This is a genomic window from Streptomyces sp. NPDC051576, from assembly GCF_040681835.1.
Lineage (GTDB): Bacteria > Actinomycetota > Actinomycetes > Streptomycetales > Streptomycetaceae > Streptomyces.
Genome location: NZ_JBFAZO010000003.1, coordinates 323,915 through 342,983, shown reverse-complemented (window position 1 = coordinate 342,983; position 19,069 = coordinate 323,915). Strand labels below are relative to the sequence as shown.

The window sequence follows — 19,069 nt, the reverse complement described above, 5'->3', positions numbered from 1 at the left end:
GCAGGGGCGGTGTTTCACGTGAAACATGAAACGCCGCCCCTCGCCGAGACTGTCCTACTTCGAGTAGTCCTTGAGGCAGAGCAGGAAGTCACTGCCGTCGCCGCTCTCCGTGTACGTGTACTGGAAGTCCTTGGCCGCCGCCGTGCACTTGGTGTTGGCCTCGGCCTCGGCGTAGTTGCCGCTGATCTTGGCCAGCACCGTGTACTGGGCCTTCGAGTCGCTGCACTTCACGACCTCAAGGTCCGGGTTTGTGTCACTGATGCTGCCGCGGTGCATGCAGTCGCCGACCTTGGCGGTGTCGGCGTCGTCCTGGCTCGATATGTAGCTGAAGATGGCCGCGCCGGCAGCGATCACGATGATGACGACGAGGCGGATCATCTTGAAGCTGAACCTGCGCCTCGGCTGTTGCGGGACCGGAGCGAAGGGCACTCCGCCCTGCGGCGGGAAGCCGGGCTGGCCGGGCTGCTGCGGGTAGCCGCCCTGGGGCGGGTACGGGGCCTGGGGCTGCGGCGGGTAGGGAGCCTGTGCCTGCGGCGGGTACGGAGCCTGCGCCTGGGGCTGGCCGTAGGGCTGCTGGCCCTGGGCGTATGGGTTCGGGCTCTGAGGCGGCGGAGTTGTCATTCGGGGTCCCCCCTGGAACGTGGGCGCATGACGCGGCATGGCACGCGGCATGGTGCGAAGTAAGACGGACGTAAGTTACCGGGCCCCACTGACACCGCTGTGACCCGGATGGACTCCGTGTCAGTGATGTGACACTTTCCGGCGCTCAAAGCGGGCCATAGCCGCAGCAACTGCTCCGTAGACGACGGCGACCGTGATCACCAGCACCGCTGAGCGGCCGTCAGGGGGAAGCATGAGGGCGGCTATCGCTGCCGCGCCCACGAAAGCGACGTTGAACAGCACGTCGTAGACGGAGAAGATGCGGCCGCGGAAGCCGTCGTCGACCGAGAACTGCACGATCGTGTCCGTGGCGATCTTCGCGCCCTGTGTGGTCAGGCCCAGGACGAAGGCCGCCGCCAGTATCGGGGCGGTGGCGAACGGGAGGCCGAGGGCCGGTTCCAGGATCGCGGCGCCCGCGGCGCACACGGCGATCCAGCGGCTGGGGCCGAGCCGTCCCGCGGCCCAGGGCGTCACCACTGCCGCCACGAAGAAACCGGCGCCGGACACCCCCAACGCCAGCCCCAGCAGGCGCAGTCCGTCGTCCGGGGTCGAGGACAGGGCATACCGGCAGAGCATCAACAGCAGGACGGTCAGGGCGCCGTAGCAGAACCGCATCAGGGTCATCGCGACGAGGGCTCGGACCGCCTTCCGGCGCTTCGGCGCGGCGAGGTGCCGCACCGCCGCCGTCAGGCCCCGGGCGGTGCCGACGAGTGCCGTCGCCAGCCGGGGCCGGGTCAACGCCTGGTCGGGGCCGAGGAGTTCGGGGGCCATGCGCAGCGAGGTGAGGGCCGCGCACAGGTAGAGGACGGCCCCCAGCAGCACCACGGCGGCGTCGGTGTCCGCGACCAGCAGGCGTACGAGAAAGGCGAGACCGCCGCCCACAGTCGCCGCCAGCGTTCCGGCCGTGGGGGAAAGGGAGTTGGCGACGACGAGTCGCTCGTCGTCGACCACGCGAGGGAGGGCGGCGGAGAGGCCCGCGAGGACGAAGCGGTTGACGGCGGTCACGCACAGGGCGGACACGTAGAAGAGCCAGTCGGGGACGTGGCTCACGATCAGGACAGCCGTCACCGTGGCCAGCAGGGCGCGCAGCAGGTTGCCGTAGAGGAAGACCTGCCGGCGGCGCCAACGGTCCAGGAGGACGCCGGCGAAAGGGCCGATCAAGGAGTACGGGAGGAGCAGTACCGCCATCGCGGAGGCGATCGCGCCGGCCGAGGTCTGTTTCTCCGGGGAGAAGACGACGTAGGCGGCGAGTGCGACCTGGTAGACGCCGTCCGCGCCCTGGGAGAGCAGCCGTACGGCGAGCAGGCGCCGGAAACCCTGGAAGCGCAGGAGGATGCGCAGGTCACGGACGACGGCCATGGGCACAGCCTCACATACGTCGAGGGTCCCCGGGCGGATGCCCCGGGGACCCTCGACAGCCGAACGGCGGGTCCTATCGCTCGACCTCGCCCTTGATGAACTTCTCGACATTGGCGAAGGCCTCGTCGTCGAAGTACTGGACCGGCGGGGACTTCATGAAGTAGCTCGACGCGGAGAGGATCGGGCCGCCGATGCCGCGGTCCTTGGCGATCTTCGCGGCGCGCAGGGCGTCGATGATGACACCCGCGGAGTTCGGGGAGTCCCAGACCTCCAGCTTGTACTCCAGGTTCAGCGGGACGTCGCCGAAGGCGCGGCCTTCGAGGCGCACGTAGGCCCACTTGCGGTCGTCGAGCCACTGGACGTAGTCCGAGGGACCGATGTGGACGTTCTTCTCGCCCAGGTCGCGGTCCGGGATCTGCGAGGTGACGGCCTGCGTCTTGGAGATCTTCTTGGACTCCAGGCGGTCGCGCTCCAGCATGTTCTTGAAGTCCATGTTGCCGCCGACGTTGAGCTGCATCGTGCGCTCAAGGCGGACACCGCGGTCCTCGAACAGCTTCGCCATCACGCGGTGCGTGATGGTGGCGCCGACCTGCGACTTGATGTCGTCGCCGACGATCGGGACACCGGCCTCGGTGAACTTGTCCGCCCACTCCTTGGTGCCGGCGATGAAGACCGGGAGGGCGTTGACGAAGGCGACCTTGGCGTCGATGGCGCACTGGGCGTAGAACTTCGCCGCGTCCTCGGAACCGACGGGCAGGTAGCAGATCAGGACGTCGACCTGCTTGTCCTTGAGGACCTGGACCACGTCGACCGGGGTCTCGGCGGACTCCTCGATCGTCATGCGGTAGTACTTGCCCAGGCCGTCAAGGGTGTGACCGCGCTGGACCGTGACGCCCCTGTTCGGGACGTCGCAGATCTTGATGGTGTTGTTCTCACTGGCACCGATGGCGTCGGAGAGGTCGAGACCGACCTTCTTCGCGTCGACGTCGAATGCGGCGACGAACTCGACGTCACCGACGTGGTAGTCGCCGAACTGGACGTGCATCAGACCCGGGACCTTGGAGGTCGGGTCGGCGTCCTTGTAGTACTCGACGCCCTGTACCAGTGAGGCGGCGCAGTTGCCCACGCCGACGATGGCTACGCGAACCGAACCCATTCCGGTTGCTCCCTGTGTGTGCGAGGTGAGGCCCTGACTGGACCTCATGTGGTGGTGTCATCGGACGGATCCGGCCCGGGGGTGGCACCCCCGAGCCGGGGCAGGCCGCCCGACTCCCCAGATGTGCTGTCCTGCTGAGCGGTGCCGTCCGGAGCGGGACCCTTGAGGTCCCGTCCGGCCCGCTCGCTCTCGATGAGCTCGTTCAGCCAGCGCACTTCGCGCTCCACGGACTCCATTCCGTGGCGCTGGAGCTCAAGGGTGTAGTCGTCGAGGCGCTCCCGGGTCCGGGCCAGGGAGGCGCGCATCTTCTCCAGACGCTCCTCCAGCCGGCTGCGGCGGCCTTCCAGGACGCGCATGCGCACGTCGCGTGACGTCTGCCCGAAGAAGGCGAAACGAGCGGCGAAATGTTCGTCCTCGTACGCGTCGGGACCCGTCTGCGAGAGCAGCTCCTCGAAGTGCTCCTTACCTTCCGCCGTCAACCGGTAGACGATCTTGGCGCGACGCCCCGCGAGTGAGGCGGTGAGGGCGTCCTCAGGAGTGTTCCCCGGTTCCTCGATCAACCAGCCGTTGGCGACCAGCGTCTTGAGGCAGGGGTAGAGCGTCCCGTAGCTGAACGCACGGAACACACCCAGTGACGTATTGAGTCGTTTGCGCAGCTCATAGCCGTGCATCGGGGATTCACGGAGCAGGCCGAGGATGGCGAACTCAAGGATGCCGGAGCGCCGGCTCATCGTCGCCTCCTCCCTGTCCGTGGTCCGACCGTGACGGCCTTTATGCCGAGCTGATGTATCGACTCGATACATCCAGACGATAGAACGGCCTTCCGGATGCGACAAGTGGGGAGGGGGTGAGCGGCATCACATCACCGATTCGTTGGAATCAAGTTGCCTGATTTGGGGTGAACTTCGGGGCTAAGCAGGTTTTGACGGTGCGTAGTCTGTGCGGCATGCACACCACCGGGAACCAAGTGACGCGTGGGGGCGTCAACGTCCCCGGTGCGGTACGGGTGAATGCAGCACCGACCACATCCGTACTTCGGGGGGACCGGAAACCAGCCGCCGTTTCCAGGCGCGCACGGGTGCGCCTGCCCGAGGAGTAATCGTTCGATGAGCGAGCACCGTCGCAAACCGCCGCAGCCGCAGGGAGGCGGACGTGCCGCGGACCGACGCGGTCAGTCCGGACCGACCTCCGGCCGCCGCGCGGCACCGCGAGGCGCCACCACCGGGTCTCCATCCGATTCCTATGGGTCGAACCCCGCCGAGTCGCGGGGTGAACAGCGCCAGTACGGCAGTCGGGCCGAAGCCCGTCGGGCCGCGCAGAGAGGCGGCGGCCGTCGCAGAGGGGCCGAGCCCGCCGGTCGCGGCCCTGGTGGCCCGAACGGGCCCGGTCGCGGCAGAGGACGCGCTCCCGCGCCCGGCAAGAAGCGGTTCATCGACTATCCGCGCTTCGACAAGTACGGATGGCGCCGCTGGATGCCGTCCTGGAAGCTTGTCTCCGGCCTGTGCCTCTTCTTCTTCGGCAGCCTCGTGGCCGCGGTCGGTATCGGCTACGCGATGGTCGGCATCCCCAGCGAGAACACCGCGGCCAAGTCGCAGAACAACGTCTACTACTGGTCCAACGGCGACCAGATGGTCGCCACGGGCACCGGGGCGAACCGCCAGAACATCACCATCGACCAGATCCCCAAGGCCATGCAGTGGTCGGTGATCTCGGCCGAGAACAAGAGCTTCTACACGGACTCGGGCGTCGACCCCATGGGTATCGCCCGAGCCCTGGCCAACATGGCCCGGGGCGGTGAGACGCAGGGTGGTTCGACGATCACCCAGCAGTTCGTGAAGAACACCTACCTGAGCCAGGAACAGACGATCACCCGTAAGTTCAAGGAGATGTTCATCTCCATCAAGGTGGGCACGCAGCTCAGCAAGCAGCAGGTCTTGCAGGGCTATCTGAACACCTCGTACTACGGCCGTGGCGCCTACGGCATACAGGCAGCCGCGCAGACCTACTACGGCGTGGACGCGGTCAAGCTCACGCCGAGCCAGTGCGCCTTCCTCGCGGCACTGCTGAAGGGCCCGACGTACTACGACCCGATCGGCGCCACGAGCATCGACCCCGCGGCGACCGCCGCTGCCAACCTCACGCGTTCCAAGGCCCGCTGGGGCTGGATCCTCGAACAGATGCACAACGACAAGCGCATCACGGACGCCGAGTACCAGACGGCCATCAAGAAGTACCCCATGCCCCAGGGCCTGAAGGCGACCAAGGGCATGACCGGCCAGATCAGTTATCTGGTCGACACGGCCAAGAAGTACGTCCTGAACCACTCGGACATCTCGCAGACCGAGTTCGACCAGGGTGGCTTCCAGATCTACACGACCTTCCAGAAGGACAAGGTCAACGAACTGAGCGCGGCCGTGAAGAAGGTCCAGAAGGAACGCATCGACCCGAAGAAACGGAACCTGGACAAGTACGTCCAGTTCGGCGCGGCGTCGGTGGTGCCCAACGACGGAGCGATCGTCGCCCTCTACGGCGGCGACGGCTACGAGAACGGCCACTTCACCAACAACGCCGACACCTCGGGTGTCCCGGTGGGTTCGACCTGGAAGCCGTTCGTGCTCGCCGCGGCCATGGAATACGGCACGTACAAGACCGACGGCGTCGGAATCTCGCCGCTCAGCAAGTACAACGGCAACGATCATCTCAAGGTCAGAAACCAGGATGGCTCGTATGTCCTGAACAAGGACAACTCGCTCTTCTACCAGAACAACGAGAGCGACCACGCCTGGGGCTACATCACGCTGCGGAAGGCGATGGAGCAGTCCATCAACACACCGTTCGTGCAGTTGGGCATGGATGTGGGGAACTCGAAGGTGCGGGACGTGGCCAAGGCCTCCGGCATCCTCGACGACAGCTTCGCCACGCTGAACGCGTCGTTCGCCATCGGTACGTCGACCCCGAGCGCGATCCGGATGGCCGACGCCTATGCGACGTTCGCCGCCTCGGGCAAGCAGGCGGACCCGTATTCGGTGACCGCGGTCAAGCACGACGGCCAGCCGGTGTCCGGCTTCACCAAGCCTGCGGTGAAGCAGGCGGTGCCGGACAACGTGGCGAACAACGTCACGGACACCCTGGAGAACGTCATCCAGAACGGTACGGCGGAGGGCGCGAAGGCTCTGGGCCGTACGGCGGCCGGCAAGACCGGTACCACCGACAGCAACAAGTCAGCGTGGTTCGTCGGATACACCCAGCAACTCTCGACGTCGATCGCGATGTTCAGGGAAGACCCCAAGAACGCCAAACTGCTCTCCATGAACGGCACGGCGGGAGTGGCGTCCATCCACGGTGGTGACATTCCGACGTCGATCTGGACCGAGTACATGGAGTCCGCGCTGAAGGGCAAGTCCGACCCCGGCTTCCCGGACGCGACCAAGATCGACAACGTGGAGGACGAGGCCGGTGCCCCGTCTCCCACTCCGACGATCGTGGTGACGCCGAGCGAGACGCCCAGTGCGACGCCGAGCGCGACACCCAGTGAGACGCCGAGCGCGACACCTTCGGCGACCGAGTCCTGCCAGTTCAGCTGGCAGTGCAGCGACACCGGTGGCACCGACGGAGGTACGACGTCCACGCCGACGGATACAGCCACTGCCACGGAAAGCAGCGGCACCAGTAGAGGCAACGGCAATGGGGGCATCTTCGGAGGCTCAAACGGTTAGCCGTCATATCGCCCGTCAAGGGTGTTTCACGTGAAACATGGGCCGTCGCATCCACCGGGTGCGACGGCCCTCGGCGTACTCCTAGGCACGTACGGCAGGATGTGCCCATGCCCAGTGCAGAACTGACGCCCACGAGCGTGCACGAGCCGGATCCGGTCCGGCCGACCAAGGATGACGAGGTCGCCGCCGCCGGTAGTGAACTGATCGGTGGCCCCATCGGCCGACGCGCCCTCCTCGGGACGTCCTGGTGGACGCCCGTGCGGGTCGTCGCGCTGGTGGCGATCGGCATCTTCGCCCTCGGCCTGGTCCAGAAGGCGCCCTGCTACGACAGCGGGTGGTTCTTCGGCGCCAGCTCGCAGTACACGCACGCGTGCTACTCGGACATTCCGCACCTCTATCAGGGGCGCGGTTTCGCCGACGGGCTCGTGCCGTACTTCGACAAGCTGCCCGGCGACATGCAGTACCTCGAATACCCGGTGCTGACGGGTGTGTTCATGGAGGTGGCCGCCTGGCTCACGCCGGGCAGCGGCAGCATCCAGCACCAGGAACAGTGGTACTGGATGGTCAACGCCGGGATGCTGATGGTGTGCGCGGCCGTGATCGTCGTATGCGTCAGCCGCACGCATGCCCGCCGGCCCTGGGACGGACTGCTGGTCGCCCTGGCGCCCGCCTTCGCGCTGACCGCAACCATCAACTGGGACCTGCTGGCGGTCGCTCTGACGGCCGCGGCGATGCTGATGTGGTCGCGGGGCCGTTCGCTCGCTTTCGGCGTCCTGTTGGGCCTTGCAACGGCCGCCAAGCTCTATCCCGTCTTCCTGCTCGGCCCGTTGTTCCTGCTGTGCTGGCGCGCGGGCAAGTGGCGGGACTTCGGGAAGGCGTTCGGTGGAACCGCCGTCGCCTGGCTGGCGGTGAACCTGCCGGTCATGCTCTTCGCCTTCGACGGCTGGTCGAAGTTCTATACGTTCAGCCAGGAACGGGGCGTCGACTTCGGTTCCTTCTGGCTGATCCTGGCTCAGAACTCCACCGACCCGCTCAGCACCGACACCGTCAACACACTCGCCACCTTGCTGATGCTGCTGTGCTGCGGAGCCATCGCTGCGCTCACGCTGACCGCTCCGCGCCGGCCGCGCTTCGCCCAACTGGCCTTCCTGATCGTCGCGGCGTTCATCCTGACCAACAAGGTCTACTCGCCGCAGTACGTCCTGTGGCTGGTCCCCCTGGCCGTGCTGGCCCGGCCGAAGTGGCGGGACTTCCTGATCTGGCAGGCGTGCGAGGTGGCGTACTTCCTGGGGATCTGGATGTACCTCGCCTACACGACCAGCGGAGACGCCCACAAGGGCCTGCCGACCGACGGCTACCACTGGGCCATCGGCCTGCACCTCCTGGGCACGCTCTACCTGTGCGCCGTGATCGTGCGCGACATCCTCATGCCGGAGCGGGACGTGGTGCGCCTGGCCGGTGACGACGACCCCTCGGGTGGTGTGCTCGACCGGGCGGAGGACGTGTTCGTGTTCGGGGCCGCGGCCCGTCCCGGGCGGCACGCCGCCCCCTTCGACGGACCGCAGGTGGAGTGGGGCAACGAAGGGCCGGCCGGTCGTTCGCTCTGAGCGAACAAAGTCTGGAGAGACCACGCGAAAGGCCGTACACGGAACCTTCCGTGTACGGCCTTTCGGCTTGTTCGGGGGCCGCTCAGCGATCCACGATGCGGTCGAACTGCGTGGTGGTGTGCCGCAGATGGGCCACCAGTTCCTCGCCGACCTTCGGCTCGGCCGCCTCCGCCGGCACGAACAGGATCGAGACCTGCATGTGCGGGGGCTCGGCGAACCAGCGCTGCTTGCCGTCCCAGACGAACGGAGAAAGGTTCCGGTTGACCGTGGCCAGGCCGGCGCGGGCGACGCCCTTGGCGCGCGGCATGACGCCGTGGAGCGCCTTGGGGGCCTCCAGGCCCACCCCGTGCGAGGTACCGCCCGCCACGACCACCAGATAGCCGTCCGAGGCCGCCTTCTGCTGCCGGTAGCCGAAGCGGTCGCCCTTCGAGACGCGGGTGACGTCCAGGACCGCGCCGCGGTACTCGGTGGCCTCGTGGTCCCCCAGCCACAGTCGGGTGCCGATACGGGCCCGGAAGCGGGTCTGCGGGAACTGCTGCTGCAGCCGGGCGAGTTCCTCGGCCTTGAGGTGGCTGACGAACATCGTGTGCAAGGGCAGCCGGGCCGCACGCAGCCGGTCCATCCAGCCGATGACCTCCTCGACGGCGTCCGAGCCGTCGGTGCGGTCCAGCGGGAGGTGGATGGCGAAGCCTTCCAGGCGGACGTTCTCTATGGCCGTGTGCAGTTGCGGCAGTTCCCGCTCGCTCACTCCGTGACGCTTCATCGAGGACATCACCTCGATCACCACACGGGCACCCACGAGGCCGTACACCCCGTCGATGGACGACACCGAGCGGATCACCCGGTCCGGCAGGGGTACGGGCTCCTCGCCGCGGCGGTACGGCGTCAGCACCAGCAGGTCACCACCGAACCAGTCCTTGATCCGGGCGGCCTCGTACGTCGTGCCGACGGCGAGGACGTCCGCGCCCAGGCGCGTCGCCTCCTCCGCCAGCCGTTCGTGCCCGAAGCCGTAGCCGTTGCCCTTGCAGACCGGGACGAGCCCGGGGAACTGCCCGGCAACATGCTTGTGATGCGCCCGCCAGCGCGCGGTGTCGACGTAGAGCGTGAGCGCCATGGCCGGACCTGGAACCTTTCTGGTGGCTGCGGTGTATCAGAGGTATGAGAGCTATCGACGGTATCGAAGCGAGGACCGTGAGGTCAGCGGCGCGACATGTAGATGTCGAGCGCCTTGTGGAGCAGCTTGTTCAGCGGGAAGTCCCACTCGCCGAGGTACTCGGCGGCCTGCCCGCCGGTGCCCACCTTGAACTGGATCAGACCGAAGAGGTGGTCGGTCTCGTCCAGCGAGTCGGAGATGCCGCGCAAGTCGTAGACGGTGGCGCCGAGCGCGTAGGCGTCACGCAGCATCCGCCACTGCATCGCGTTCGAGGGCCGGACCTCACGCCCGATGTTGTCGGAGGCGCCGTAGGAGTACCAGACGTGACCGCCGACCACGAGCATCGTCGCCGCCGACAGGTTCACCCCGTTGTGCCGGGCGAAGTACAGCCGCATCCGGTTGGGGTCCTCGGTGTTGAGGGCCGTCCACATGCGCTGGAAGTACGACAACGGGCGGGGCCGGAAGTGGTCGCGGACGGCAGTGATCTCGTACAGCCGCTGCCATTCCTCAAGGTCGTGGTAGCCCCCCTGGACGACCTCGACACCGGCCTTCTCGGCCTTCTTGATGTTGCGACGCCACAACTGGTTGAAGTTCTTGTGGACTTCTTCGAGAGAGCGGTTCGCGAGCGGCACCTGGTAGACGTAGCGGGGCTGGACGTCGCCGAAGCCGGCGCCGCCGTCCTCACCCTGCTGCCAACCCATACGGCGCAGCTTGTCCGCCACCTCGAAGGCGCGCGGTTCGATGAAGTCGGCCTCGATGTCCCGCAGCCGCTTCACATCCGGGTTCTGGATGCCGGCCTTGATGGAAGTGGCCTCCCAGCGCCGGATGATGACCGGCGGGCCCATCTTCACCGAGAAGGCGCCCTGCTGCTTGAGGTGGGCGAGCATCGGCTGGAGCCAGTCGTCCAGGTTCGGCGCGAACCAGTTGATGACCGGGCCCTCGGGCAGATAGGCCAAGTAGCGCTTGATCTTGGGGAGTTGCCGGTACAGGACGAGGCCTGCGCCGACCAGCTCGCCGGTCTTCTCGTCGATCCAGCCGAGGCTCTCGGAGCGCCACTCCGCCTTCACATCAGCCCATGCCGGGACCTGCATGTGGCTCGCCGAGGGCAGACTCTGGATGAATGCCAGATGCTGCTCACGGCTGATGGTCCTCAGGGTCAGGCTCATTCGGGGCGCTCCTCGGGCTGGTGTGTCCCCATGGGTACAGGGGCTCCGGCTCTCGCGCCGAAGCCTACTGCGCCTTGCGAGCGCCCCGACTGGGCGTATGCAACCTTCGCCTCGGCCTGTGGGCCGCCGAGGCGTTCCGTGGTGTTTTACGCGGTGTTCGGAGTGCGGCTTCCGGGCCGTCAGCTGATGACGCCGCCGAACAGACCGCCGTGGGCCATGCCGAGGAAGAATCCGACACCTGCGGCACCGAGACCCAGGATCAGGCCGAAGCGCTCCCTCGTCGTCTCGGAGATCCACTGCCCGTAGGCGCCGGTGAGGATCCCCAGCAGGCCGGTCCACGAGCTGAGCAGATGCAGGTGGTGGAAGAAGCCCGTGATGAACGCGGTCAGCCCGAGCACCAGGGTCACCGCGAGCAGCGTGTCCTGGAGCGGATGGGGCTTGCCGTCTGTGGCGAAAAGAGAACCGGCGGTATTGGGTCGCAATGCCTGTGCCATGTGGCACCTCCTGCGGAAGGCGGCGCTTCGTTGCGCCGGACACACCCGATGTGTACAGATTGACGCTCTCCGCCACCGGATTTCAACCGGAAGGCTGTGTGCGGGTACTCTGTACCCTCTGCACCGGTGTCTGCCCATGCCACGGCTCGGAATCCCCGCAAGGGGCACCCGATGTCAGTGGCGGCTGTTTTACTGGCACACACTGTTGCTTACGCATCACAACCCTCCTGCCACGGATCGACCGTGGCCGCTGAGTCCAAAGGAGGTGGGTTCCACATGCGTCACTACGAGGTGATGGTCATCCTCGACCCCGATCTGGAGGAGCGCGCTGTCTCCCCCCTGATCGAGAACTTCCTCTCCGTCGTCCGTGAGGGCAACGGAAAGGTCGAGAAGGTCGACACCTGGGGCCGTCGTCGTCTCTCGTACGAGATCAAGAAGAAGCCCGAGGGCATCTACTCGGTCATCGACCTGCAGGCCGAGCCTGCGGTCGTCAAGGAGCTCGACCGCCAGATGAACCTGAACGAGTCGGTCCTCCGGACCAAGGTCCTCCGCCCCGAGACCCACTGAACTTCCTAGTTCAGCGGTACTTGGGATTCGAGTAGCAGCAACCCCGCAGCAAAACCGCCGAGAGGTTCCCCCATGGCAGGCGAGACCGTCATCACCGTCGTCGGAAACCTGACCGACGATCCCGAGCTGCGCTTCACCCCGTCCGGCGCCGCCGTCGCGAACTTCACGATCGCGTCGACGCCCCGGACGTTCGATCGCCAGGCCAACGAGTGGAAGGACGGCGACGCGCTGTTCCTCCGTGCGTCGATCTGGCGTCAGGCCGCAGAGAACGTCGCCGAATCGCTGACGCGCGGTATGCGCGTCGTCGCTCAGGGACGACTGCGGCAGCGTTCGTACGAGACCCAGCAGGGCGAGAAGCGAACGGTCGTGGAGCTCGAGGTCGACGAGATCGGCCCCTCGCTGCGCTACGCGACTGCCAAGGTCACCAAGACCCCCGGTGGTCGTGGCGGTGGCCAGGGTGGTGGCGGTGGCTACGGCGGTGGCGGCCAGCAGGGTGGCGGTGGCTGGGGTGGAAACTCCGGTGGCGGTCAGCCGGCCGGCGGTGCTCCCGCCGATGACCCGTGGGCCAGCGGCGCTCCCGCCGGTGGCAACCAGGGCGGCGGCGGTGGCGGCTGGGGTGGAAACTCCGGCGGCTCCGGCGGTGGCGGCGGCTACTCGGACGAGCCCCCCTTCTAGGCCTTCGGGCCGAGGGTGGGTCGTACCCACACTTCTTGATCACACAGGAGATACACCATGGCGAAGCCGCCTGTGCGCAAGCCGAAGAAGAAGGTCTGCGCATTCTGCAAGGACAAGGTCCAGTACGTGGACTACAAGGACACGAACATGCTGCGGAAGTTCATTTCCGACCGCGGCAAGATCCGTGCCCGCCGGGTGACCGGCAACTGCACGCAGCACCAGCGTGACGTCGCCACGGCTGTGAAGAACAGCCGTGAGATGGCGCTGCTGCCCTACACCTCCACCGCGCGATAAGGGAAGGGTGACCGACTAATGAAGATCATCCTCACCCACGAGGTCTCCGGCCTCGGTGCCGCGGGCGACGTCGTCGACGTCAAGGACGGTTACGCTCGCAACTACCTGATCCCGCGGAAGTTCGCTATCCGCTGGACCAAGGGTGGCGAGAAGGACGTCGAGCAGATCCGTCGTGCTCGCAAGATCCACGAGATCCAGACCATCGAGCAGGCCAACTCCGTGAAGGCCCAGCTCGAAGGCGTCAAGGTTCGTCTGGCAGTCCGCTCCGGCGACGCCGGTCGTCTCTTCGGTTCCGTCACCCCGGCCGACATCGCTTCCGCGATCAAGGCTTCCGGTGGCCCCGAGGTCGACAAGCGTCGTATCGAGCTGTCTACCCCGATCAAGACCCTGGGCGCCCACGAGACGTCCGTGCGTCTGCACCCCGAGGTTGCCGCCAAGGTCAACATCGAGGTCATCGCGGCCTGACCGCTGCGCTCGGCATAGCTGAGAGAGGGGCCGCACCCGTTGGGGTGCGGCCCCTCTGCTGTGTCTGGGACCGCAGGATGTCGGCCCGCGGGGTGGGTTGGAGTCGGCGCTACAACTCGCATGTTTCACGTGAAACGTGGCGGCGCGCGGTGTTTCACGTGAAACGGTCAGCGGGTCGCGCCAGTGACGATCCAGCGGCCCGAGCGGGCTCGCAGCAAGAGGGTCAGCATGCGCACCGCCATCATCAGGGTCATCGCTCCCCAGAGTGCGGTCAGTCCGGCGCCGAAGGTCGGTACGAGCAGGGCCGCGGGGGCGAAGACCGCCAGGGTCACCAGCATCGCCCCCGCAAGATAGGGGCCGTCCCCCGCGCCCATCAGTACTCCGTCCAGGACGAAGACGACACCGCAGATCGGTTGCGAGAGCGCCACCATGATCAAGGCGGGCAGGGCAGTGTCCTTGACGGTGGGGTCGCTGGTGAACAGCGGGAGGAAGAGCGGGCGGGTCAGGATCACCAGGAGGCCGAGTACCACTCCGACGGCGATACCCCACTGCACCATGCGACGGCATGCGGCTCGAGCGCCCTGGGGGTCGTTCGCACCGAGGTAGCGGCCGATGATGGCCTGGCCTGCGATCGCGATGGCGTCGAGTGCGAAGGCCAGCAGGGACCACAGGGACAGGATGATCTGGTGCGCGGCTATGTCGGCGTCTCCGAGGCGGGCGGCGACGGCCGTGGCGATCAGAAGAATCGCTCTCAAGGAGAGGGTGCGCACGAGAAGAGGGGCGCCGGCCTGTGCAGAGGCTCTGATCCCTGAGGCGTCGGGTCTGAGAGAAGCTCCGTGTCGGCGGGCTCCGCGGACGACCACGAAGAGATAGACGGCAGCCATGCCCCATTGGGCGATGACGGTGCCCCAGGCGGAGCCGGCGATGCCGAGGTCGGCACCGTAGACCAGCCCCACATTGAGGGCTGCGTTGGCGATGAAGCCTGAGATGGCGACGTACAGCGGTGTCCTGGTGTTCTGCAGCCCACGTAGAACTCCGGTGGCGGCGAGGACGATCAGCATGGCCGGGATACCGATGGCGGAGATCCGCAGATAGGTCGTCGCGTAGGGGGCCGCGGTGGCCGAGGAGCCGAAGAGGTCGACCAGAACCGGCGCCGAGGGGAGGACGACGGCTATGACGATGGCACCGATCAGCAGGGCGAGCCAGATGCCGTCCATGCCCTGGCGTATGGCTGCTTGGAGATCACCCGCGCCCACCCGTCGGGCGACGGCTGCCGTGGTGGCGTAGGCAAGGAAGACGAAGACACTCACGGCTGTCGTCAGGAGGGCGGAGGCCACGCCGAGTCCGGCGAGTTGTGCCGTGCCGAGATGGCCGACGATCGCGCTGTCGGCCATGACGAAAAGGGGCTCGGCGACGAGTGCGCCGAAGGCCGGGACGGCCAGCATGACGATCTCTCGGTCGTGCTGTCGTCGAGTGGCCTTGGTGGCCGCAGGAGCCTGTGTCATGAGCACTAATCTAATCGTCCACAGGTAAGAGATGCAACTACTCTATGACCCTTACCTCTGGTCTCACATCGTGTCCTCTCGCGCACTGTTCGAAGTGATCTTGATCCCGCTGGGGAAGTTTTTCTTCTGCACAGCCGGTGGATGGGGAAAGTGCAGGTCAGATAGGCCGTAATCAAAGTGGCGGGGTCTTGTTCACAGGACTGTCCACCGGGTCGTGCACAGGTTTTGGCGGGTTCTCCACAGCATCCGAGCCGTCGTCCACATGGCCTGTGGATAACCAGATTGGCTGACGGTGCCCACAGGCCTACGGTGGACCGGCGCCCGCTCCGTCCGTCGGCCTGAGAACCATCACAAAACCGACGCGCCCGTACCGGAGTTGGGCGTCTCATTTGTCAGTGCCGTGCCGTAGAAATGAGGGGCACGGCGAGGTCCGCTCGGCGGACGGGAGGAGGTGGCTCGGTTGAGTATTTCCGAGCCCTTGGACGACCCGTGGGCCGAGAGCGGTCCAAGTGATCGTCTGCCTGCTTCCCGACGACGAGGTGACGGAGGTCGGGGCCGCGACGAACAGCACGACCGCGGCAGAGAGGGCAGCGAGTGGGAGGGCGCCGGCTCGGCCTTCGAACGTGTGCCGCCGCAGGACCTTGATGCGGAGCAGTCCGTACTCGGCGGCATGCTGCTGTCCAAGGACGCCATCGCCGATGTCGTCGAAGTCCTCAAGGGCCACGACTTCTACAAGCCCGCGCACGAGACGATCTACCAGGCGATCCTCGACGTCTACGCCAAGGGCGAGCCGGCCGACCCGATCACCATCGCCGCCGAACTCACCAAGCGCGGCGAGATCAACAAGGTCGGCGGCGCATCGTATCTGCACACGCTCGTCCAGACCGTGCCGACGGCGGCGAACGCGGAGTACTACGCGGAGATCGTCCATGAGCGGGCCGTCCTGCGGCGTCTGGTCGAAGCCGGTACGCGTATCACCCAGATGGGGTACGCGGCCGACGACGACGTCGACGAGATCGTCAACCGGGCCCAGGCCGAGATCTACGCGGTCACCGAGCAGCGGACCAGCGAGGACTACCTTCCGCTCGGCGACATCATGGAGGGCGCGCTCGACGAGATCGAGGCGATCGGCTCTCGCAGCGGCGAGATGACGGGTGTGCCCACCGGGTTCACGGACCTCGACTCGCTCACCAACGGTCTGCACCCGGGCCAGATGATCGTCATCGCGGCCCGTCCCGCCATGGGAAAGTCCACGCTGGCACTGGACTTCGCACGTGCGGCGTCGATCAAGCACAATCTGCCGAGCGTCATCTTCTCCCTCGAAATGGGGCGCAACGAGATCGCGATGCGTCTGCTGTCGGCCGAGGCCCGCGTCGCTCTGCACCACATGCGGTCCGGCACCATGACCGACGAGGACTGGACCCGGCTGGCGCGTCGGATGCCCGAGGTGTCGTCCGCGCCGCTCTTCATCGACGACTCCCCGAACCTGTCGATGATGGAGATCCGGGCGAAGTGCCGCCGGCTCAAACAGCGCAACGACATCAAGCTCGTGATCATCGACTATCTGCAACTGATGCAGGCCGGTGGCTCCAAGCGCTCCGAGAGCCGTCAGCAGGAGGTCTCGGACATGTCCCGTAACCTCAAGCTTCTGGCGAAGGAGCTGGAGGTGCCGGTGATCGCGCTCTCGCAGCTCAACCGTGGTCCCGAGCAGCGCACGGACAAGAAGCCGATGGTGTCCGACCTGCGTGAGTCCGGTTCCATCGAGCAGGACGCCGACATGGTCATCCTGCTGCACCGTGAGGACGCCTACGAGAAGGAGTCGCCGCGCGCGGGCGAGGCGGACATCATCGTGGGCAAGCACCGTAACGGCCCGACGGCGACGATCACCGTCGCCTTCCAGGGGCACTACTCCCGCTTCGTGGACATGGCGCAGACGTGATCGGGCGCTGCGGGGTACGGGGCGTTGCCCGCGGAAGGGGGTGCGCGATGGGCGGCGTCACTGCGACGGTCGACGCCTCGTCTCGTACCTGGTCAGGACCACGCCGCCGGGAAGCGCCCGCGTCTCCACCAGGTTCAGGTTCACCCAGCTGTCCAGCGCGGTGAAGAACGGTGTGCCGCCGCCCACCAGGACCGGATGGGTGGCGATCGCGTACTCGTCGATCAGCCCGGCGCGCATGGCCGCCCCGGCGAGCGTTGCGCCGCCGATGTTCATCGGGCCGCCGTCCTCGGCCTTGAGCCGGGTGATCTCGGCGATCGCGTCGCCGGTGACCAGGCGGGTGTTCCAGTCGACCTTGTCGATCGTCGAGGAGAACACCACCTTCGGCGTGTCCCGCCAGTTCCGCGCGAACTCGATCTGCGCCGGGGTGGCGCCCGGCTGCTGGTCGCCGGTCGGCCAGTAGGAACTCATCGTCTCCCACAGCTTGCGCCCGTACAGCGACAGGCCACTCTTCTGCTCGTGGTCGAGCCACCACTGGAACAGCTCGTCGCTCGGCTGCCCACCCCAGCCGATGTCGTCGCCGGCCGCGGCGATGTAGCCGTCCAGGGTCAGGTTCATGCCGTAGATCAGTTTCCGCATGGCCCAGCCTTCCGTCCGTGGGTATCCGGTGTATGGACCAGCGCGGCGCGGGAAACTCATCGGTGCGCTCCGTGAGACAGCCGAGAACGCCCAGTTCACGCAAGATCGACATGCCGCGAGCGGCGAGACGCTACAACTGTAGGTGGCCCACCTGGTGCCGTGTCCTGGGAAATGTGCTCGACGTACGGCCGTTGCGCCGGATGGACTGGGGGCATGACGACATCTGAGGACGACTTGCTTCCCGGTACGCGCAGGGCGCTGCTGCACCGGATCGCCGTGGCCCAGGCCGAGGGGAGGGCGCCGTCGTTGGTCGCGGCGGTCGTGCGGGACGGGCGGGCAGTGTGGCACGGAGCGCGGACCTCGGTTGACGGGCACGGGCCGGACGAGAACGTGCAGTACCGGATCGGCTCGATCACCAAGACGTTCACCGCCGTCCTGGTGCTGCGGCTGCGGGACGAGGGCGTCCTCGACCTCGGTGACCCACTGGAGAAGCACCTGCCCGGCACCGGTGCGGGGGAGGCCACCATCGCCCAACTCCTCGCTCACACCGGCGGGTTGGCGGCCGAATCGCCGGCGCCCTGGTGGGAACGGACACCGGGCTCCCTGCGTCCGGAGCTCCGCGATGTGCTGGGTGAGCAGCCCCTGCTGCATCCGGTCGGCCGTCGGTTCCACTATTCGAACCCCGGCTACACCGTGTTGGGCGCCCTCGTAGAGGAGCTGCGCGGTGCCCCGTGGATGGACGTACTCCGGCGGGAAGTGCTCGAACCCCTGGGTCTCGACCGGACGAGTGCTCAGCCGCAGGCTCCGCATGCGGGTGGCTGGGCGGTGCATCCATGGGCCGACGCGCTGCTGCCGGAACCTGCCGAGGACCTCGGCCGGATGGCACCAGCCGGTCAACTCTGGTCCACCACGGGCGACTTGGCGCGGTTCGCCGCGTTCCTGACCCACGGGGACGACCGGGTGCTGAGCGCGGAGTCCGTGCGGGAGATGCGGACGCCCGCGGCGCCGGCCGAGGCTGACGATGTCGTGGACGGTGCTGCCTACGGCCTCGGTCTGCAGATCCAGCACCGCGACGGCCGACTGCTCATCGGTCATTCCGGATCCCTGCCCGGCTTCCTGGCGAACCTGACCATCAGCCTGGCGGACGACGTCTCGGTCGTGGTGCTGGCCAACTGCACCTCCGGACCGCTGCTGGCATCGGTGGGTGCCGATCTCGTCCGTATCGTCGCCGAGGCCGAGCCGAGGATTCCCGATCCGTGGCGCCCGATGCCCGAAGTCGACGCCGCTGTACTGGAGTTGGTGGGGCAGTGGTACTGGGGGACGCACGGCTTCGCCCTGCGGCTGACGGCCGATGGAGGGGCCTCGCTGGAGCCACTGGCCGACAGCGGCCGTCGTTCGCGGTTCCGTGCCAACGGTGACGGCACCTGGACCGGTCTGGAGGGGTACTACGCCGGAGAGCTTCTGAGGCCCGTACGGCGGTCGGACGGGTCCGTGAGTCACCTCGACCTCGGATCGTTTGTCTTCACGCGTCAGCCGTACGAGGAGGGCGCTTCTGTGCCGGGTGGGGTGGACTCGGAGGGGTGGCGAGGGATCAGTTAGCCGTCGTGGCCGGGAGGCGTCATGTTTCACGTGATACAATAGGCCACCCGGCCCCCGATGCGGGGGGGGGTGAGAGGG

17 protein-coding genes are annotated in these 19,069 nt (G+C 67.0%); 8 read left to right on the top strand and 9 right to left on the bottom strand.

Annotated elements, in window-relative coordinates:
• Nucleotides 1-54: 54 nt before the first annotated feature.
• The 4 genes from AB0M63_RS11370 to AB0M63_RS11355 all read right to left on the bottom strand — a co-directional run bounded on the left by AB0M63_RS11370 (nt 55) and on the right by AB0M63_RS11355 (nt 3,906).
• Nucleotides 55-621: a hypothetical protein gene (locus tag AB0M63_RS11370; protein WP_366019196.1), complete on the bottom strand. Its 567-nt coding sequence runs from the start codon at nt 619-621 to the stop codon at nt 55-57.
• A 120-nt stretch (nt 622-741) separates the two neighbouring features.
• The gene (locus AB0M63_RS11365; RefSeq protein WP_355919961.1) at nt 742-2,019 is read right to left on the bottom strand and encodes an MFS transporter; all 1,278 of its coding nucleotides are present in this window, start codon (nt 2,017-2,019) and stop codon (nt 742-744) included.
• Nucleotides 2,020-2,092: 73 nt separating this feature from the next.
• Nucleotides 2,093-3,175 (bottom strand): inositol-3-phosphate synthase, encoded by a 1,083-nt coding sequence (locus tag AB0M63_RS11360; protein WP_366019195.1) that lies wholly within the window; start codon nt 3,173-3,175, stop codon nt 2,093-2,095.
• Between the two features lie 44 nt (nt 3,176-3,219).
• A complete protein-coding gene (locus AB0M63_RS11355; RefSeq protein ID WP_355919967.1) occupies nt 3,220-3,906 on the bottom strand; it encodes a helix-turn-helix transcriptional regulator in 687 nt (228 codons plus the stop codon).
• A 741-nt stretch (nt 3,907-4,647) separates the two neighbouring features.
• On the opposite strand from AB0M63_RS11355, the gene AB0M63_RS11350 reads away from it, so the two are divergent.
• Together AB0M63_RS11350 and AB0M63_RS11345 are read left to right on the top strand one after the other, a co-directional pair.
• Nucleotides 4,648-6,891: a transglycosylase domain-containing protein gene (locus AB0M63_RS11350; protein ID WP_366019194.1), complete on the top strand. Its 2,244-nt coding sequence runs from the start codon at nt 4,648-4,650 to the stop codon at nt 6,889-6,891.
• Nucleotides 6,892-6,998: 107 nt separating this feature from the next.
• Nucleotides 6,999-8,498 (top strand): glycosyltransferase 87 family protein, encoded by a 1,500-nt coding sequence (locus AB0M63_RS11345; protein WP_355919972.1) that lies wholly within the window; start codon nt 6,999-7,001, stop codon nt 8,496-8,498.
• An 82-nt stretch (nt 8,499-8,580) separates the two neighbouring features.
• On the opposite strand, the gene AB0M63_RS11340 is transcribed toward AB0M63_RS11345, so the two are convergent.
• The 3 genes from AB0M63_RS11340 to AB0M63_RS11330 all read right to left on the bottom strand — a co-directional run bounded on the left by AB0M63_RS11340 (nt 8,581) and on the right by AB0M63_RS11330 (nt 11,311).
• Nucleotides 8,581-9,612: an alanine racemase gene (locus AB0M63_RS11340; RefSeq protein ID WP_355919975.1), complete on the bottom strand. Its 1,032-nt coding sequence runs from the start codon at nt 9,610-9,612 to the stop codon at nt 8,581-8,583.
• Between the two features lie 83 nt (nt 9,613-9,695).
• The gene (gene femX, locus AB0M63_RS11335; RefSeq protein ID WP_355919978.1) at nt 9,696-10,817 is read right to left on the bottom strand and encodes a peptidoglycan bridge formation glycyltransferase FemX; all 1,122 of its coding nucleotides are present in this window, start codon (nt 10,815-10,817) and stop codon (nt 9,696-9,698) included.
• Nucleotides 10,818-10,996: 179 nt separating this feature from the next.
• Nucleotides 10,997-11,311, bottom strand: a complete 315-nt coding sequence (locus tag AB0M63_RS11330; protein WP_355919981.1) for a hypothetical protein — start codon at nt 11,309-11,311, stop codon at nt 10,997-10,999.
• 276 nt (nt 11,312-11,587) lie between these two features.
• Between AB0M63_RS11330 and rpsF the strand changes: the two genes are divergently transcribed.
• The 4 genes from rpsF (at nt 11,588) to rplI (ending at nt 13,312) form a co-directional block, all read left to right on the top strand.
• Nucleotides 11,588-11,878, top strand: coding sequence for a 30S ribosomal protein S6 (gene rpsF / locus AB0M63_RS11325; RefSeq protein ID WP_006604399.1), 291 nt, complete (start codon nt 11,588-11,590; stop codon nt 11,876-11,878).
• Nucleotides 11,879-11,950: 72 nt separating this feature from the next.
• Complete coding sequence (locus tag AB0M63_RS11320) at nt 11,951-12,553, top strand: single-stranded DNA-binding protein (protein WP_366019193.1); 603 nt, start codon at nt 11,951-11,953, stop codon at nt 12,551-12,553.
• A gap of 57 nt (nt 12,554-12,610) precedes the next feature.
• Entirely contained in the window at nt 12,611-12,847 is a 237-nt protein-coding gene (rpsR, locus tag AB0M63_RS11315) for a 30S ribosomal protein S18 (RefSeq protein WP_006381652.1), read from the top strand.
• A gap of 18 nt (nt 12,848-12,865) precedes the next feature.
• Nucleotides 12,866-13,312 carry a 50S ribosomal protein L9 gene (rplI, locus tag AB0M63_RS11310; protein ID WP_355919988.1) on the top strand — a complete coding sequence of 149 codons (447 nt, stop codon included), beginning with the start codon at nt 12,866-12,868 and terminating at the stop codon, nt 13,310-13,312.
• A 167-nt stretch (nt 13,313-13,479) separates the two neighbouring features.
• Here rplI and AB0M63_RS11305 read toward each other — a convergent pair whose 3' ends face one another.
• On the bottom strand, nt 13,480-14,817 hold the full coding sequence (locus AB0M63_RS11305) for an MATE family efflux transporter (RefSeq protein ID WP_355919991.1): 1,338 nt from the start codon (nt 14,815-14,817) through the stop codon (nt 13,480-13,482).
• A 460-nt stretch (nt 14,818-15,277) separates the two neighbouring features.
• Here AB0M63_RS11305 and dnaB point away from each other — a divergent pair, with 460 nt between their 5' ends.
• Nucleotides 15,278-16,756 carry a replicative DNA helicase gene (gene dnaB / locus AB0M63_RS11300; protein ID WP_355919993.1) on the top strand — a complete coding sequence of 493 codons (1,479 nt, stop codon included), beginning with the start codon at nt 15,278-15,280 and terminating at the stop codon, nt 16,754-16,756.
• A 57-nt stretch (nt 16,757-16,813) separates the two neighbouring features.
• Here dnaB and AB0M63_RS11295 read toward each other — a convergent pair whose 3' ends face one another.
• Nucleotides 16,814-17,392, bottom strand: coding sequence for a dihydrofolate reductase family protein (locus tag AB0M63_RS11295; RefSeq protein ID WP_366019192.1), 579 nt, complete (start codon nt 17,390-17,392; stop codon nt 16,814-16,816).
• 213 nt (nt 17,393-17,605) lie between these two features.
• Between AB0M63_RS11295 and AB0M63_RS11290 the strand changes: the two genes are divergently transcribed.
• Nucleotides 17,606-18,991 (top strand): serine hydrolase domain-containing protein, encoded by a 1,386-nt coding sequence (locus AB0M63_RS11290; RefSeq protein ID WP_366019191.1) that lies wholly within the window; start codon nt 17,606-17,608, stop codon nt 18,989-18,991.
• The last annotated feature ends 78 nt before the right edge of the window (nt 18,992-19,069 follow it).

Bases quoted from the DNA above. Each gene is read 5' to 3' on its own strand.
- AB0M63_RS11290 (WP_366019191.1), top strand. From the start codon at position 17,606: ATGACGACATCTGAGGACGACTTGCTTCCCGGTACGCGCAGGGCGCTG.
- femX (WP_355919978.1), bottom strand. From the start codon at position 10,817: ATGAGCCTGACCCTGAGGACCATCAGCCGTGAGCAGCATCTGGCATTC.
- rplI (WP_355919988.1), top strand. From the start codon at position 12,866: ATGAAGATCATCCTCACCCACGAGGTCTCCGGCCTCGGTGCCGCGGGC.
- AB0M63_RS11365 (WP_355919961.1), bottom strand. From the start codon at position 2,019: ATGGCCGTCGTCCGTGACCTGCGCATCCTCCTGCGCTTCCAGGGTTTC.
- rpsR (WP_006381652.1), top strand. From the start codon at position 12,611: ATGGCGAAGCCGCCTGTGCGCAAGCCGAAGAAGAAGGTCTGCGCATTC.
- AB0M63_RS11350 (WP_366019194.1), top strand. From the start codon at position 4,648: ATGCCGTCCTGGAAGCTTGTCTCCGGCCTGTGCCTCTTCTTCTTCGGC.
- AB0M63_RS11370 (WP_366019196.1), bottom strand. From the start codon at position 621: ATGACAACTCCGCCGCCTCAGAGCCCGAACCCATACGCCCAGGGCCAG.
- AB0M63_RS11360 (WP_366019195.1), bottom strand. From the start codon at position 3,175: ATGGGTTCGGTTCGCGTAGCCATCGTCGGCGTGGGCAACTGCGCCGCC.
- AB0M63_RS11305 (WP_355919991.1), bottom strand. From the start codon at position 14,817: ATGACACAGGCTCCTGCGGCCACCAAGGCCACTCGACGACAGCACGAC.
- AB0M63_RS11295 (WP_366019192.1), bottom strand. From the start codon at position 17,392: ATGCGGAAACTGATCTACGGCATGAACCTGACCCTGGACGGCTACATC.
- AB0M63_RS11320 (WP_366019193.1), top strand. From the start codon at position 11,951: ATGGCAGGCGAGACCGTCATCACCGTCGTCGGAAACCTGACCGACGAT.
- AB0M63_RS11355 (WP_355919967.1), bottom strand. From the start codon at position 3,906: ATGAGCCGGCGCTCCGGCATCCTTGAGTTCGCCATCCTCGGCCTGCTC.
- AB0M63_RS11340 (WP_355919975.1), bottom strand. From the start codon at position 9,612: ATGGCGCTCACGCTCTACGTCGACACCGCGCGCTGGCGGGCGCATCAC.
- AB0M63_RS11330 (WP_355919981.1), bottom strand. From the start codon at position 11,311: ATGGCACAGGCATTGCGACCCAATACCGCCGGTTCTCTTTTCGCCACA.
- rpsF (WP_006604399.1), top strand. From the start codon at position 11,588: ATGCGTCACTACGAGGTGATGGTCATCCTCGACCCCGATCTGGAGGAG.
- AB0M63_RS11345 (WP_355919972.1), top strand. From the start codon at position 6,999: ATGCCCAGTGCAGAACTGACGCCCACGAGCGTGCACGAGCCGGATCCG.